This is a genomic window from Devosia faecipullorum (genome assembly GCF_015158295.1).
In the GTDB taxonomy this organism is placed as follows: Bacteria; Pseudomonadota; Alphaproteobacteria; order Rhizobiales; family Devosiaceae; genus Devosia; species Devosia faecipullorum.
This window is the reverse complement of the sequence record NZ_JACDXV010000005.1, coordinates 99182-113717: the sequence shown is the minus strand read 5'-3', so window position 1 is coordinate 113717 and position 14536 is coordinate 99182. Positions and strand designations below refer to the sequence as shown.

The following is a 14536-nucleotide window of genomic DNA, read 5'->3' as shown; positions in this document are numbered from 1 at the left end:
GCGCAAGCTGGAAAGCAATCGCCTTTTATCGCCAATCGCCGATGGTGGCCTGAATAATGGCCATTGCGGCGACTGCAGCGGTGTCGGCGCGCAGGATTCGTGGGCCAAGACTTACCGGAACAACAAAGGGCAGGGACCGCAACTTTGTGCGTTCCGTCTCTGAAAAGCCGCCCTCCGGTCCGACGATCAGGCCGATCCGCTGCCCGGCAAGCGGCAGCAGCGAAGAGAGAGGTGAGGATGGTGCTTCGCCTTCGTCGGCAAAGATCAATTTTCTATCGCCGTGATTTTCCCGCCACCCGTCCAGCATTTGATCGAGGCCAGTTTCGGGCGCGATGATGGGCACGTTGAGCACCTCGCATTGCTCCGCCGCCTCGATTGCGTTGGCGGCGAGACGTTCGTGCTTGAGGCGGTGGACCTGCGTATATTGGGTCTGCACCGGCTGAATGGTTCCGGCTCCCATCTCGACGGCTTTTTGGATGACATAGTCGAGCCGCTCATTCTTGAGTGGTGCAAAGCCATACCAGAGGTCTGATGGCGGCGGCTGGGGCGCAATCCGCTCTACCACGTCGAGCGCGACCGATTTTTTCGAATCACTCGTCAAACGACAGAGCCAGGCACCGTCCCGACCATTGAACAGGATGACCTCGTCGCCGATGCTTTTGCGCAGGACGGCCGCCAGATAGAGCGATTGCTCCTTGTTCAGGGTGAGCGCGATGCCTGCCGAGAGGTCAGGTCCGACGAAAAGGCGCTGGAGATGGGCGTAGCTGCGCGGCATTGCATGTCCTTGGCGTGGCAATGTGCCACGAGCTGGTTTTCTAGCTGGCTCGGGAGAGGTCTACTGCCTCCGCTCGGTTTGGAGTAGACCTCTTGGCGAACTTGTCGAACCACAAGGCCGTGGCATCATGTCGGACATCAATCAGGGCGGCGCGGGAATTGTTTCCGACGCCGGCAAGCGCAATTGGCTGGATCGCTACGCGCCGGAAGCCGTCAAGCCCTATGGGCGGCTAGCGCGCTGGGATCGGCCCATCCCTGCCGGACTACTGTTCTGGCCCTGTGCCTGGGGCATCGGTCTGGCCGCGCTTGGTCAGCCCCATATTGGCTTCGGCTGGTGGGCGGCCGTGCTGATGGCCGTGGGCGCCATTCTGATGCGCGGCGCCGGTTGTACCTTCAATGACATCGTCGACCGCGACATCGACGCCAAGGTGGCACGTACTCGTTCCCGTCCTATTCCGTCGGGACAGGTGAGTGTTCGCAACGCCTTTTATTTTTTGATTGCCCAGGTGCTGTTCGGCGCCCTGATATTGTTTCAGTTCAATCGCTTCACCATCTGGGCGGGGATAGCGTCTCTGGGCCTGATCGCGATCTATCCTTTCATGAAGCGCATCACCTGGTGGCCGCAATTCTTTCTCGGGCTCGCCTTCTCCTATGGCGCCATTCTTGGCTGGACGAGCCAGACAGGCGGGCTCGGCTGGGCGCCGTTGCTGCTTTACGCGGGCGCGATTTTGTGGGTGATCGGCTATGACACGATCTATGCGCTGCAGGACATTGAGGACGATGCGCTGATCGGGGTCAAATCCACGGCGCGGCTCTTCGGGGAGAATGTGCGTCCCGCAATTGCCGTCCTCTACTCGGGCGCGTTCGTGCTGTGGAATGCGGCCGCGATCCTGGCGGGCGGCTCCTGGCTGTTTGCCTTGCTGTCCCTTCTCGCCGCCGGCCAGCTCGCCTGGCAGCTCTGGACGCTTGATGCCGATGCACCAGGCAATCCCAAACAGCGCTTCGACAGCAACCACTATGTTGGCATCATCCTGACGCTTGCTTTGCTGGCCGATTGGGTCTGGTAGACAAAAAAGCCGGGCCCATGCATTGCATGGCCCGGCAAGTGGGCAGGAAACGGGGCCGGCGGCAAAACCAGCCCAGAAGATGGCACGAGCACTCGTCGTGTTCGAACCAACCCATGAGGCGGCCGCCACAAACGGCCGCGAAGGTAAATCAGGACCGGGCGTTGCGGGCGCGGGCGGCGTTGAGCACCATTCCCGGCGTGCGGCCATTGCGTGCGCTCATCGCCTCGGCGATGTCGTTGCGGTCAATGCCCATGTCCTTGAGACGTGTATTGTCGAGATCGAGCAGGCTACGCAGGGCAGTACGGCGGGCGCGCTTGGCGTTCACCTGGGCAATCCAGGCAAAGAAACCACGAACAGGATAACCTGCGAGCCAGCAGCAACTGACCGCTCGCCGGGCAGCGAGAGAGCCATTTCGATTCTCCAAAAAAGTTTCGCCGGAGGGAGGCCGGCAAGGATTCGACGCGGTTCCGCGCCGATAATGAAGGAATAGCCCACTGGACTTCCATTCGTCTAACAAATAGATTTCATCTCGATGATCAATTTGGGTGATGAAGCGAATGGCTGCCCCTCTCGACCTCGATCAGCTACAAAGTTTCTGCGCTATTGCCGATTGCGGCAGCTTCACCGAGGCGGCGCGCCGCGTGAACAAGACCCAGTCCGCGGTGTCCATGCAGATCAAGCGCCTCGAGGAGCGGCTCGGGCACACCTTGCTGACCCGCGATGGGCGCAGCGTGACCCTCACCCATCATGGCGAAGTGCTTTACGAGCGCTCCCGCAAGATGCTGCGCACCAATGCGGAAATTCTCGACCACTTCAATGATGGCGACCTAGCCGGATCGATCCGTTTCGGTGTGCCGGATGACTATGCCGTGCGCCTCCTGCCGGTGATCCTTTCCAGCTTCCAGCGGACCCACCCGAAAATCGCGGTGGATGTGGCCTGCATGGCTTCCGAGCAATTGCTCGAGGGCATGCGGGCGGGGCGCTACGATCTGATCGTCTTCACTCAGGGCACTGACCAGAATTTCGGCGAATTGTTTCGCACCGAGAAGATGTTCTGGGTGGCCTCGCATGGGGGCAGGGCGCTGGCGACCCAGCCGCTCGCTATTGCCTGCGGTCCGCAATGCTGCATCTGGCGCAAGGACGCCATGGAGGCGCTGGAGCGCACCAGCAAGGATTATCGCGTTGCCTACACCTCCTCAAATGCCACCGCCATCTCTTCGGCTGTGTTGTCGGATCTGGCGGTAGGCTTTCTGCCCGAAAGCGCCCTCCAGCCGGGAATGCGGGTTGTTGGCGACGATCATGGACTGCCGCGTCTGGCCGAGGCCCAGATCGCCCTGATGCGCGGCTCCCACGCCTATGGCGGCATCTACGACGCCCTGGCCAATCACATCGTGCAATCCATGGGCAATCTGGAGCCGTCAGCTTTGGCCGAGGCCGCGGAATAAGTCGCGGCCTGCTTGACCCGAATCCGCCTTTGGCGCACCAGAGGCATATGTCCCAGGTTTTGACCAACGCCACAGAATTCACCGTTTCCGAAATCGCCCAGGCGGTAAAGCGCACGGTTGAAGATGAATTCGGTCATGTGCGGGTGCGCGGCGAAATCTCGGGCTTTCGCGGCCAACACTCCTCCGGTCATGCCTATTTCACCCTCAAGGACGATGCCGCTTCCATCGATGCGGTTGTCTGGAAGGGCAATTATGCGCGCCTGGGCTTCAAGCCGCAGGAAGGGTTGGAGGTGGTCGCTACCGGTCGGCTGACCACATTTCCGCGGTCTTCCAAATATCAGATCGTCATCGAAAATATCGAGCCGGCCGGCGCCGGAGCACTGATGGCGCTGCTTGAGGAGCGGCGCAAGAAGCTGCTGGCCGAAGGGTTGTTCGAGCGCGACCGCAAACAGGCGCTGCCCTATTTGCCACGTGTCATCGGCGTGGTGACCTCGCCGACCGGAGCGGTGATCCGCGATATTCTGCATCGCCTTGAAGATCGTTTTCCGAGCTACGTTCTGGTCTGGCCGGTACGCGTGCAGGGCGATACCTGCGCGCCCGAAGTGGTTAACGCCATCGAAGGGTTCAACGCCCTGCCTGCTGACGGCGCCATTCCCCGGCCCGATCTGCTGATCGTGGCGCGGGGCGGTGGGTCCATCGAGGATCTCTGGGGCTTCAACGAAGAGGAAGTGGTCCGCGCAGTTGCCGCCTCGGAAATTCCGGTCATCTCGGCAGTAGGTCACGAGACCGACACCACCCTTATCGACTACGTCGCCGATATGCGTGCGCCCACCCCCACGGCGGCGGCTGAAGCGGCAGTGCCGGTGCGCTCCGAACTGATTGCCTATGTTGAGGATCAAGGAATGCGGCAGCGGCAGGCGGCGCGGCGCGCTCTTTCCAGCCTGCGCGATCGGTTGCGGGCCGCTGCCGCCGGTCTGCCGCGACCCTCGGATCTCGCGGCCACCCAACGGCAGAGCCTCGACCTGGCCGCCAGCCAGCTGACCGGAGCACTGCGCCACTTCGTTCAGGGGCGGCGTCTCAATTATTCGGGCATTGCGGCATCGTTGCAGCCACGCCTTGTGCGCCAGCGGCACGTCGAACTCAAGGAGCGGCTGCGTCACCTGGAAAAGAGCGGTGCCGGCGGTCTGCACAAAGTTGTAGACCGGGCGCGCCTGCGCTTCGATCCGGGTGCAAGGCAATTGCCGATGGCGGCCAGGGCCTTTCTCGAACGCAAGCGCGCCGGGCTCGATCGGCTCGCCCCCCGCCTCGGACCGCAGCAATTGCGCGCCGAGCTCAATGACAGCACCCTGCAGCTCGCCCCAAAGGCCGCGCGTCTGGCACAGGCGGGCGCGCAACTCGCGCTCGGCCGCAGACAGCAGCTGGGACAATTGGGCAAGCTCTTGGAAACGCTGGGTTACCGCAATGTCCTCGCCCGTGGCTACGCGATCGTGCAGGACGATAAGGGGGGCGTCGTGACCGATGCCATGCAATTGGCGCCGGGAGATATGGTCCATATCTTGCTGGACAAGGGCGAAGTCGATGCCGTCGTGGGCGGTGCGCCGGCCCGCCGCAAACCGGCCAAGCCGAACCCGGACAAAGGATCGCAGGAAAGCCTCTTTTGACGGGTCGTCCTCTCCGCTATATCGATTGCACGAGCCTGGAGGCCGAACATGAACATCTTCGACAAGGGTTTCACGCCCGCCGAGGCCACGCTGCGTTATCGTGACGGCGATTATGATGTGCTGAAGGCCGGGACTTTCGTGCGCTGCGCCATAACCGGCCGGCCGATTCCGCTCGATGAATTGTTCTATTGGAGCGTTGACCGGCAGGAGCCCTATGCCGATGCGGCCACAGCCCTCGCCGCCTTCGAGCGCTTCGGTCGGGGTAGTTGAACATGGGCGAGGCAGCGACGCGTCAGCGCTTCCTCATCATCTCCAATGGTCACGGTGAGGATTGGATCGCCGCTGCGCTCGCGGCGAGATTGACTCCCAATCACTATGTAGATGCCTATCCGGTGGTGGGCAGCGGCAATGCCTATAACGGTATCTGCCCCATTGTCGGGCCGAGGGCACGGCTGGAATCGGGTGGTGCGCGCACCGCCAGGGGCTCGCTGCGCCGCGATGTCGCCAAGGGTGGTCTGGCAATGGTGCCGCCGGCGCTGAAATTCATGCGCTCTGTCCGTGATCGCTACGACCGCATCGTTGTGGTGGGTGATGTCATGGTGCCGCTCCTGGGGCTGCTGACGGGACACCGGAACCTTTTCTACATCGATTGCTACAAAACAGGTGCGGCGCGGCTCTATTCGGCGGCCGAGCGATTTGTGCTCAAGCGAACCTGCGCAAAAGTATTTTGCCGCGCTGACAACCTCTCCGAAATGTTGCGCGACGAGGGCATCGACGCCGAAGCCCCCGGCAATCTGATGATGGATACGATCCCGAGGGGTGATTACGACGCCGCAGGGCGGCGGACCAGACCATTGGCAATTGCCATGCTGCCGGGCAGCCGCGGCGAAACGGCTGGAAATTTCTCCCGCCAGATTGCCGCCCTTCGCCTATTGCCCGAGGCGGTCACACCCGACATCTTCGTCGCGGTTGCAGGTGATGTGTCCGTGGAAGATCTGGCGGAAGCCGGTGGGCTGAAGCGTGGCAATATTCTCAGCACCGACGGCGATGACCTGGGAACATTGAGTGAGGGCAACCTGGTCGTGCACCTGCTGCGCGGCAGGGCTATGGGCAATGCGCTGGACGCAGCCGACATCGTCTTGTCACAGGCAGGCACGGCGACAGTTCAGTCCCTGGGGCTCGGCAAGCCGGTCATTCACATGACCAGCCCTAAGGACCGCCAATCGCGCTTTGTCGACGAACAAAAGCTCTTCGGCGAGGCCCGTATCGCCGTCGCCGGTCAACCGGAGGGTGTGATGCGGGCGCTTGAGCGCCTGCTTACGGATAGTGATGAACGCGCCCGCCTTGGTGCTATTGGCCGCGAGCGCATCGGCCCGCCCGGTGCCATCGAGCAGGTTCTGCAAGCGCTTGGCGGCTGATCAATTGTCGCTGGTCTGCGGGTCGAGCAGGCGGTGCAGGTGGACGATGAAGTAGCGGGTCTGCGCGCTATCGACCGTCATCTGCGCCTTCTGTTTCCAGATTGCGTAGGCGGAGGCATAATTTGGGTATACGCCGACGATATCGACCTTGCTGAGATCGGCAAAGGTCACGCCGTCAAGGCTCGACAATTCTCCGCCGATGACCAGATGCAGAAGTTGGGTTTCGGTTTTTTCAGCCATCTGTCAGCTCCGGTTCAGGGATAAGGGGTTTCGGTATTGGCGCCGGCGTCGGCTGGACAGCCGTAGACCTTGAGCAACGCCGCATGAACAAGGGGTTTTAGGCTGATGTCGCTCAACGCCGCAAGCGCCCCATGGCGCACATCTCGTCTGTTGAATTGCGGGAACCCGGCGCAGACGTCGGCCAGATCGAGCCCCGCTTCGGCCAGGATGACAGCGGCGCCGGCAATATCCCAGTCCTGTGCGCCGCGCCGGGCCACGGCAGCATCGAGCCTGCCCGTGGCAACCTGCACCAGCCGATAGGCCAGGGACGGATAGGCGGGGCCGCGCGTATAATGCAGACCCGCTGCCTGCATCTCCTGATGTACGGCACCGGGCGCCGGAATGAGGGGCGGTGCACCGGCACGGCGCGACCTGCGCAGTTTTTCACCATTGAGCCTGGCGCCGCCACCCTTATAGGCGTCGTACATTTCGTCCCGCGCCGGCGCATAGACGACGCCTGCCACCGGCACGCCGTTTTCGACGACAGCGAGCGACAAGGTCCAGTAATCCTCGCCGCGCAGAAAGGCGCGTGTGCCGTCTATGGGGTCGACGATGAACACGCGCTCGCAATCGAGCCGACCGGGATTGTCGGCGGTTTCCTCACTCAGCCAGCCATAATTGGGGCGGGCCTGAAGCAGGTTGGCGGCGAGGAAGCGATCCACCACGATGTCGGCCTCGCTCACTGGGGAGGCGTTCTCTTTGGTCCAGGACTTCACGTCCTGGCGGAAATAACTCGACGCGATAATGCCCCCGGCAACCGCTGTCGCGCGCAGCAGTTCCAGGTCATCGGCATAAGGCGGGGCGAAAGCGGGCATGGGCGGCCTTTTATGCTGCGGCCGTCAATTGGACAAGAGTTGAGCCGGCATGAGGCCATGTCCGCTTCGCCCGCCAAGGTAAACGGGGTGCCAAACAAGTGGGTTAATTGCTTCTGACTGGGTGCAATACCCTGCTAACCCTCTCGGAAAACAACATAAATTTAACCGAACCGATTAAGGGGGCGGGTAAGGGGACGCGCTAGATTGGCCTCACAAACGAAGAGCGAAAAATCGGCTCTCGAAGTTACAGGAAGGCTTCAAAATGGTTCATGGCGTAGCAATGGAGGGAACGGCGGCGGTTCTGGCTTTCGGACGTCCTGCTCTTGCCGAGCGGCGGTTCATGGCGGCTAACGACAACGGCCCCAAGGATCCGGTCAAGACCGTGACCGTGCGAAAGCAACTTGAACAGAGCGGCGTCGCCATCAAGATCAAGGTTCCGGTCACCGAGTTTATCGGCGTTGCCGTCGCGACCAGCATTTCCGAGGACGGACTGCTCACAAGCGCCATCGAACTGGTCCATTCCGACGCCGAACTCAATTACAAGGTGTTTGAAGAGGAAGGAAACCACAACGTCGTGGCTGAATGGCAGAACTGGGGCAAGAAGCTGCGCCTGCCGCTTTTCATCAAGGCCGGCGACGGCGCGTATCTTCCCTACAGCCAGCAGGTTGACGGGGTGATGCTGGGCAATGCCTCCTCGCGCCGCAAGCTGGCCGCCGAAGCTTCGCGCCGCCCGCGTTTTCTTAACCGTCGCAAGCCCGGCCAGTTCGAGACGAACTGACCATTTGCCTCCAAAGCAGAACGAAAAAGGGTCAACTGGTGGTGCGGTTGGCCCTTTCTTCATTTTGGATTGTGGCACGGTGGCCTTTGACTACAAGCGCAACTCGCTCAAGATCAGGGCAGGGCGGCGAAGCCCTCGGCGAAGCCGTCCAGAGAAACGGGAATGCCGATACCTTCCTCAGGTGTCTTGAAGACGATGAAATAGGCGGTCTCGCCCTTCGAAAGGGTCTCAACGAGCGTGTCGTCCATAACCACTTCGGCAATGCAGCCATTGGGTAGGCAGCGCACGAAGGGAACCCAGCCAAGATTGGTGTCGTCGACACTCAGCCCAAGGCCGGGAATGAGGCTGCCGTCATTGCGCTCAGGATCGTCGCGGACCAGCAGCACGCCCAGCGGGGCGAGTATGCGAAGCAGCCTCGCCTGCCGGTCGGCAGTGCGCAGCGTGATGACCGAGAGACCGACATTGGGCTGATCTTCGGCCAGAACGTTCTGAATGATGGCGCATTGTTCGAAGCTCGCGCCGGGCGGCGTGTCGCAACTCATCTGCCAGTCGCCATATTCGCCACGGATCGTGCCTTGCGCCGCGGCCGGCATTGCAAGAATACCGGCGGAAACCGCACCGAGAACAAGTGTACCAAGCGCGCCAATCCGCTTTGCCCAGATCATCACTTTATTATTTCTCCTGCCGAATCGGCGCAGCGCGCAAAGGGTTGAGTTTGTTTCCGACAGCGGTCGGATGCTGTCAACCAAACCCCGGATTTCCTGCTCGTTCTCGAGGAAAAGTGCGGCGGTGGTGAGGCGATGCGACAATAATATGGCTGCAATTTGCCGCAGCGCAACGACGCAAGGCCGCAATAGACTCCCGCTGTGCAATGTGATTTAGCTGGCCATTGAGTATTGCGCTCCGAAGTTGAGTCGGGGCGGCGTTAGCTATGCCGCAAAAAGCCCCTCATTCTCGCTCGGTGCACGCCGCCAGAACATGTCGATAGGGGGTATATGGTGACCGGGCAGTTCTTTAGAAAGATGGGGCCCCTTGCGGCTGCCGCGCTGGCATTCGCGCCGGCTCTTGCTGTTGCGCAGCAGAGCAGTGCGGGGCATCCCGAGCCGGGCCAGTTTCATTTGCAGCCCTCCGTGACTCCGATCATGGATTCAATCGTGGCCTTCCACGATGGTGTCCTGATGTGGTCGATTTCCCTCATCGTGGTGCTGGTGTTGGCGCTGCTGGTGATTGTGGTGGTGCGGTTTAACGCCAAGGCTAATCCGGTGCCGGCGCGCTTCACCCACAATACCCTGGTCGAAGTGATCTGGACCGTGGTTCCCATTCTGATGCTGGTGGTTATCGCCATCCCGTCTTTCGGTGTTCTCTCCGATCAGATGACTGTGCCTGATGGTGAGCGCAAATATCTGGGTGCCAACATCTTCTCCATGGGCGAAGTCGAGGTTCCGGCAGCCAGCCTGACCGTCAAGGCGTCCGGCGAGCAATGGTACTGGAATTATGAATATGTGGATCAGGGTGTTGCCTTCGATTCCAATATTCTTTCCGAAGAAGAAATCGCCGAGACCAAGCCGGGCCAGCCCCGCCTTCTGGCAGTCAATAATGAACTCGTCGTTCCGGTCGACACCACCGTACGTCTGCAGATCACGGCCAGCCCTTCTGGCGTGATCCATGCCTTTGCCGTGCCGTCCTTCGGCATCAAGGTGGACGCCGTGCCAGGTCGCCTGAACGAGACGTGGTTCAACGCGCGCGAAACCGGCATCTATTACGGCCAGTGCTCGGAGCTTTGCGGCAAGGATCACGCCTATATGCCGATCGCCGTTCGCGTAGTCAGCGCCGAGGAATATGAGGCCTTCATGTCGGCCTTTACCGAGAGCCGTGACTACGCCACTGCTGCTGCCGTTCTGCCGGCGCTTTAGGATATAGGGTAAGAGGACCAGAAAATGGCAAATACCACGCACCTCGAAGCCCAGGCGACCGGGCACGATCACGCCAGCAGCGATCATCACACTCCGACCGGCTGGCGCCGCTGGGTCTATTCGACCAATCACAAGGACATCGGTATCATGTACCTGGTGTTCTCTATTGTCGCCGGCGTGATCGGCGGCTTGCTCTCCGGCCTCATGCGCATGGAATTGCAGGAGCCGGGCATCCAGATTTTCCACGGTCTGGCGGCCATGGCCTATGGCGTCGATGGCGATGCGGCGCTCGATGCCGGCAAGCACATGTTCAACGTATTCGTTTCGGCCCACGCGCTGATCATGGTGTTCTTCACCGTGATGCCTGCGACCATGGGCGGCTTCGCGAACTATTTCGCGCCGCTGATGGTGGGTGCGCCCGACACTGCTTTCCCGCGCATCAACAATATCGCGTTCTGGCTGCTGCCGCCGGCGCTGCTACTGACGATCCTCTCCATGTTCTTCGAGGGGCCGTCGGGCGCCTTGGGCTTCGGTGGTGGCTGGACGGCGTATCCGCCCCTGGCGACCTCCGGTCATCCGGGTCCGGCAACCGATTTCGTGATCTTCTCGTTGCACGTCGCTGGCGTCAGCTCGATCCTGGGCTCGATCAACCTCATCACCACCATCCTCAACATGCGCGCTCCGGGCATGACGCTGCACAAGATGCCGCTCTTTGCATGGTCGGTGCTGGTGACGGCATTCCTGCTACTGCTGGCCCTGCCGGTCCTGGCTGGCGCCATCACCATGATGCTGACCGACCGCAATTTCGGCACCACTTTCTTTGCTCCTGAAGGCGGCGGTGACCCGGTTCTCTATCAGCATCTGTTCTGGTTCTTCGGTCACCCCGAAGTGTACATCATGATCCTGCCCGGCTTCGGCATGATCAGCCACATCGTAGCAACGTTCAGCCGCAAGCCTGTCTTTGGCTATATGGCCATGGCTTACGCTATGGTCGCCATCGGGTTCGTCGGCTTCGTCGTCTGGGCGCACCACATGTACACGACCGGCCTGAGCCTTGACGTGCAGCGCTATTTCGTTGCCGCCACCATGGTGATTGCGGTGCCGACAGGCGTGAAGATCTTCTCCTGGATCGCCACCATGTGGGGCGGTTCCATCACCTTCCGCACGCCAATGCTGTGGGCCATCGGCTTCATCTTCCTGTTCACCGTGGGTGGTGTGACCGGTGTGGTGCTGGCCAATGCCGGTGCCGACCGTGCCCTGCACGACACTTATTACGTCGTGGCGCACTTCCACTACGTGCTCTCGCTGGGCGCCGTGTTCTCGATCTTTGCGGGCTGGTATTACTGGTTCCCCAAGATGTTCGGCTACATGTACTCCGAGTTCCTAGGCAAGCTGCATTTCTGGGTGATGTTCATCGGTGTGAACCTGATTTTCTTCCCGCAGCACTTCCTGGGCCTGGCCGGCATGCCGCGTCGCTATGTCGACTATCCCGACGCCTTCGCGCTGTGGAACCGCGTGTCATCGATCGGCTACTACATCACCTTCGTTGCCATGGTCATTTTCTTCTATGCGACCTGGGAAGCCGTTCGGAAGAAGCGCCTGGCCGGCGACAATCCGTGGGGCGATGGCGCGACCACGCTGGAATGGACCCTGAGCTCGCCTCCGCCGTTCCACCAGTTCTCGACGCTGCCCCGCATCGACTCCAAGAACGCTCACTAAGCGTCTCTCAGACAGGATCCGCGGATCGCGCCCCTGGGGTGCGGTTCGCTCTATCAAGGAAAGACCAGTGGCATATATCGACGACAGGGCAGACAATGCCGTCATGACAGGAGGAGCGCGTGTCGAGGATTATCTCGCACTGCTCAAGCCGCGTGTCATGTCGCTGGTCGTGTTTACGGCTCTGGTCGGCATGCTGGTGGCTCCCGCTGCCATCAATCCGATTATCGGCTTCATCGCCATTGCCTGTATCGCCATCGGAGCCGGCGCCTCGGGTTCACTCAATATGTGGTATGACGCCGATATCGACGCGGTGATGAGCCGCACGATCAACCGCCCCATTCCCGCCGGCCGCATGGTCAAGGAAGACGCCCTGATCTTCGGTCTGGTGCTCGCGGTTTTTTCGGTGACGCTTCTGGGCCTGGCGACAAATTGGGTGGCCGGTGGTTTCCTCGCCTTCACCATCTTTTTCTATGCCGTCGTCTATACGATCTGGCTCAAGCGCTCGACGCCGCAGAATATCGTCATTGGCGGCGCTGCCGGGGCTTTCCCGCCCATGGTCGGCTGGGCCGCCGTGACCGGCACGCTGAGCTGGGAGAGCTTCGCGCTCTTCCTCATCATCTTCCTCTGGACACCCCCGCACTTCTGGGCGCTGGCGCTGTACAAGCAGGGCGATTACGGCGCAGCGGGCGTGCCGATGATGCCCAATGTGGTCGGTGAAAAGTCCACCAGAAAGCAGATTTTCGTCTATTCCCTGGCCTTGGCCCTTTCCAGCCTGCTGCCGATCTGGCTCGGGTTTTCGAGCTGGATTTACGGCGCTGTCGCGCTCGCCACCGGCCTTGGCTTCGTCTGGTTGTCAGTGCGTTTGCTGCGGGCCCCTGAAGGGGTCGAGATGCGGCGCACTGCCCGTTCACTTTTCACCTATTCGCTGAGCTACCTTTTCCTGCTGTTTCTGGCGCTGCTCATCGACAATTTTGCCCTCAGGCTGGGAGTGATCTGATATGGCCACCCAGACCGGCGCGCATCTCGCGCCGAATAACATGACACCCGAACAGGACGCCGCGTTTCGCAAGCAGCGTCGCCGCCGTTCGGTGGCGCTCGCCGGCGCGCTGATCCTGTTTGCATTGACGTTTTACGTGCTGACCATCGTCAAGATGGGGCCGGGCCTTCTCGATCGGGCGCTGTAATGGCCGATTCTACTGCTCCATTTCAGCCCGATGCCAACAATCGCAACAATAGCCGCGTCGCGCTGACGCTGGCTGTGCTGGTTGTCGGCATGGTTGGTCTGGCCTTCGCAGCAGTGCCGCTCTATCAGATGTTCTGCCAGGTCACGGGCTTCGGCGGTACGCCGCAGATTGCCGCCGAAAACCCCAAGGGCATCATCGCCCGCGAGATGAAGGTGCGCTTCGACGTCAATGTCGAGCGGGCGCTCCCCTGGACGATCAAGGCCGCTGCCCCGATCACCGACAAGATCGGCCAGGTCGACACGGTCAACTACATCGCCACCAACAATTCGGATAAACCGATGACCGGGCAGGCGATTTTTAACGTCGTGCCAGAAAAGGCCGGGATTTATTTCAACAAGATCGAGTGCTTCTGCTTTACCGAGCAGACGCTGCAACCGGGCGAGACGGTGGAAATGCCCATCGTCTTCTTCATCGATCCCGATCTCGACGACAATCCCGAACTCAACACCATCAAAGAGATCACGCTCTCTTATACTTTCTACGCTTCAGACAACGAGGGAAGCTGAACATGGCCGCCATTGAAAAGAACCATGACTATCACATGGTCGAACCGAGCCCCTGGCCGTTCGTCATGTCGGTCGCCATCTTCGTCATGATGATCGGCGCCATTGCCTGGATGCAGGATTGGACCCCCTGGGTGTTCTTCATCGGACTCGCCGGCGTGCTGTACACCATGTATGCGTGGTGGTCCGATGTAGTGAAGGAAGCCAATGACGGCGTCAGCCATACGCCAGTGGTGCAGATCCATCACCGCTACGGGATGATGCTGTTTATCGCCTCGGAAGTTGCATTCTTCGCGGCCTGGTTCTGGGCCTATTTCGATGCATTCTTCCGCTGGGACGACGTTGAGCAATATGCCCGCATGGCCGTCACCGGCGGTCATTGGCCGCTCAACGGCATCGAATTGTTCGACCCATTCCATCTGCCCCTTTTTAACACGCTGATCCTGCTGACCTCCGGCACCACCGTGACCTGGGCTCACCATGCCCTGCTCGAAGGCGACCGCAAGGGCCTGCGCTGGGGTCTGGCGCTGACCGTCGCACTGGGCGTGATGTTCACCTTTGTGCAGGCGCTGGAATATTCGCATGCCGGGTTCTCGTTCAACGGCAATCTCTATGGTTCCGCCTTCGTCATGGCGACAGGCTTCCACGGTTTCCACGTGCTTATCGGGACGATCTTCCTCGCGGTCTGCCTGATCCGCGCGGAGCGTGGCGACTTCACCCGTGAACGTCATCTCGGCTTCGAATTTGCTGCCTGGTACTGGCATTTCGTGGACGTGGTCTGGCTTTTCCTGTTCGCCTCGATCTATGTCTGGGGCGCCTGGGGCGTGACGCTGGGCCACTGAGTGGCGCGCGGAAAATGAATTGGAGGGCGCGGCATGGCTGCGCCCTTTTTTCTTTGGAGAACGATCTTGAGCGAGCCC

The 14536-nt window shown here is 60.9% G+C and carries 18 protein-coding genes; 12 read left to right on the top strand and 6 right to left on the bottom strand.

Annotated features, from left to right (window positions below; all coding sequences use genetic code 11):
* Positions 1 to 25: 25 nt before the first annotated feature.
* A complete protein-coding gene (locus H0482_RS12380; protein ID WP_193730372.1) occupies positions 26 to 775 on the bottom strand; it encodes a 16S rRNA (uracil(1498)-N(3))-methyltransferase in 750 nt (249 codons plus the stop codon).
* 127 nt (positions 776 to 902) lie between these two features.
* Here H0482_RS12380 and ubiA point away from each other — a divergent pair, with 127 nt between their 5' ends.
* Positions 903 to 1841 (top strand): 4-hydroxybenzoate octaprenyltransferase, encoded by a 939-nt coding sequence (gene ubiA / locus H0482_RS12375; protein ID WP_193730371.1) that lies wholly within the window; start codon positions 903 to 905, stop codon positions 1839 to 1841.
* Positions 1842 to 1989: 148 nt separating this feature from the next.
* Here the strand turns inward: ubiA and H0482_RS16920 are convergent, their stop codons facing one another.
* Positions 1990 to 2166 (bottom strand): DUF1127 domain-containing protein, encoded by a 177-nt coding sequence (locus H0482_RS16920; RefSeq protein WP_193730370.1) that lies wholly within the window; start codon positions 2164 to 2166, stop codon positions 1990 to 1992.
* A gap of 232 nt (positions 2167 to 2398) precedes the next feature.
* Here H0482_RS16920 and H0482_RS12365 point away from each other — a divergent pair, with 232 nt between their 5' ends.
* From H0482_RS12365 to H0482_RS12350, 4 genes are read left to right on the top strand one after another with little or no spacing between them, the layout of a single operon-like run.
* Positions 2399 to 3286, top strand: a complete 888-nt coding sequence (locus tag H0482_RS12365; RefSeq protein WP_193730369.1) for a LysR family transcriptional regulator — start codon at positions 2399 to 2401, stop codon at positions 3284 to 3286.
* Between the two features lie 29 nt (positions 3287 to 3315).
* Entirely contained in the window at positions 3316 to 4947 is a 1632-nt protein-coding gene (gene xseA / locus H0482_RS12360; protein WP_407925722.1) for an exodeoxyribonuclease VII large subunit, read from the top strand.
* Between the two features lie 48 nt (positions 4948 to 4995).
* Positions 4996 to 5217: a DUF2093 domain-containing protein gene (locus H0482_RS12355; RefSeq protein ID WP_193730367.1), complete on the top strand. Its 222-nt coding sequence runs from the start codon at positions 4996 to 4998 to the stop codon at positions 5215 to 5217.
* Between the two features lie 2 nt (positions 5218 to 5219).
* Positions 5220 to 6365 carry a glycosyltransferase family protein gene (locus H0482_RS12350; RefSeq protein WP_193730366.1) on the top strand — a complete coding sequence of 382 codons (1146 nt, stop codon included), beginning with the start codon at positions 5220 to 5222 and terminating at the stop codon, positions 6363 to 6365.
* Here the strand turns inward: H0482_RS12350 and H0482_RS12345 are convergent, their stop codons facing one another.
* Positions 6366 to 6605 (bottom strand): DUF4170 domain-containing protein, encoded by a 240-nt coding sequence (locus H0482_RS12345; protein ID WP_193730365.1) that lies wholly within the window; start codon positions 6603 to 6605, stop codon positions 6366 to 6368.
* A 14-nt stretch (positions 6606 to 6619) separates the two neighbouring features.
* Positions 6620 to 7459, bottom strand: a complete 840-nt coding sequence (locus tag H0482_RS12340; protein WP_193730364.1) for a 3'(2'),5'-bisphosphate nucleotidase CysQ — start codon at positions 7457 to 7459, stop codon at positions 6620 to 6622.
* Between the two features lie 262 nt (positions 7460 to 7721).
* Between H0482_RS12340 and H0482_RS12335 the strand changes: the two genes are divergently transcribed.
* Positions 7722 to 8237, top strand: a complete 516-nt coding sequence (locus tag H0482_RS12335) for a DUF6101 family protein (RefSeq protein ID WP_193730363.1) — start codon at positions 7722 to 7724, stop codon at positions 8235 to 8237.
* A gap of 113 nt (positions 8238 to 8350) precedes the next feature.
* Here H0482_RS12335 and H0482_RS12330 read toward each other — a convergent pair whose 3' ends face one another.
* Positions 8351 to 8902, bottom strand: a complete 552-nt coding sequence (locus H0482_RS12330) for an invasion associated locus B family protein (protein ID WP_193730491.1) — start codon at positions 8900 to 8902, stop codon at positions 8351 to 8353.
* A 264-nt stretch (positions 8903 to 9166) separates the two neighbouring features.
* Entirely contained in the window at positions 9167 to 9355 is a 189-nt protein-coding gene (locus H0482_RS16610; RefSeq protein ID WP_230989612.1) for a hypothetical protein, read from the bottom strand.
* A gap of 24 nt (positions 9356 to 9379) precedes the next feature.
* Here H0482_RS16610 and coxB point away from each other — a divergent pair, with 24 nt between their 5' ends.
* The 6 genes from coxB to H0482_RS12300 all read left to right on the top strand — a co-directional run bounded on the left by coxB (position 9380) and on the right by H0482_RS12300 (position 14458).
* The gene (gene coxB, locus H0482_RS12325; protein WP_230989611.1) at positions 9380 to 10150 is read left to right on the top strand and encodes a cytochrome c oxidase subunit II; all 771 of its coding nucleotides are present in this window, start codon (positions 9380 to 9382) and stop codon (positions 10148 to 10150) included.
* A gap of 24 nt (positions 10151 to 10174) precedes the next feature.
* Positions 10175 to 11869, top strand: a complete 1695-nt coding sequence (gene ctaD, locus H0482_RS12320) for a cytochrome c oxidase subunit I (protein WP_193730361.1) — start codon at positions 10175 to 10177, stop codon at positions 11867 to 11869.
* 103 nt (positions 11870 to 11972) lie between these two features.
* Entirely contained in the window at positions 11973 to 12866 is an 894-nt protein-coding gene (locus H0482_RS12315) for a heme o synthase (protein ID WP_193730490.1), read from the top strand.
* A 1-nt stretch (position 12867) separates the two neighbouring features.
* Positions 12868 to 13053 (top strand): hypothetical protein, encoded by a 186-nt coding sequence (locus H0482_RS12310; RefSeq protein WP_193730500.1) that lies wholly within the window; start codon positions 12868 to 12870, stop codon positions 13051 to 13053.
* Positions 13053 to 13619 carry a cytochrome c oxidase assembly protein gene (locus H0482_RS12305; protein ID WP_193730360.1) on the top strand — a complete coding sequence of 189 codons (567 nt, stop codon included), beginning with the start codon at positions 13053 to 13055 and terminating at the stop codon, positions 13617 to 13619. Before H0482_RS12310 ends, H0482_RS12305 begins: the two co-directional genes overlap by 1 nt.
* Positions 13620 to 13621: 2 nt before the next feature.
* Positions 13622 to 14458, top strand: coding sequence for a cytochrome c oxidase subunit 3 (locus H0482_RS12300; protein WP_193730359.1), 837 nt, complete (start codon positions 13622 to 13624; stop codon positions 14456 to 14458).
* Positions 14459 to 14536 lie beyond the last annotated feature (78 nt).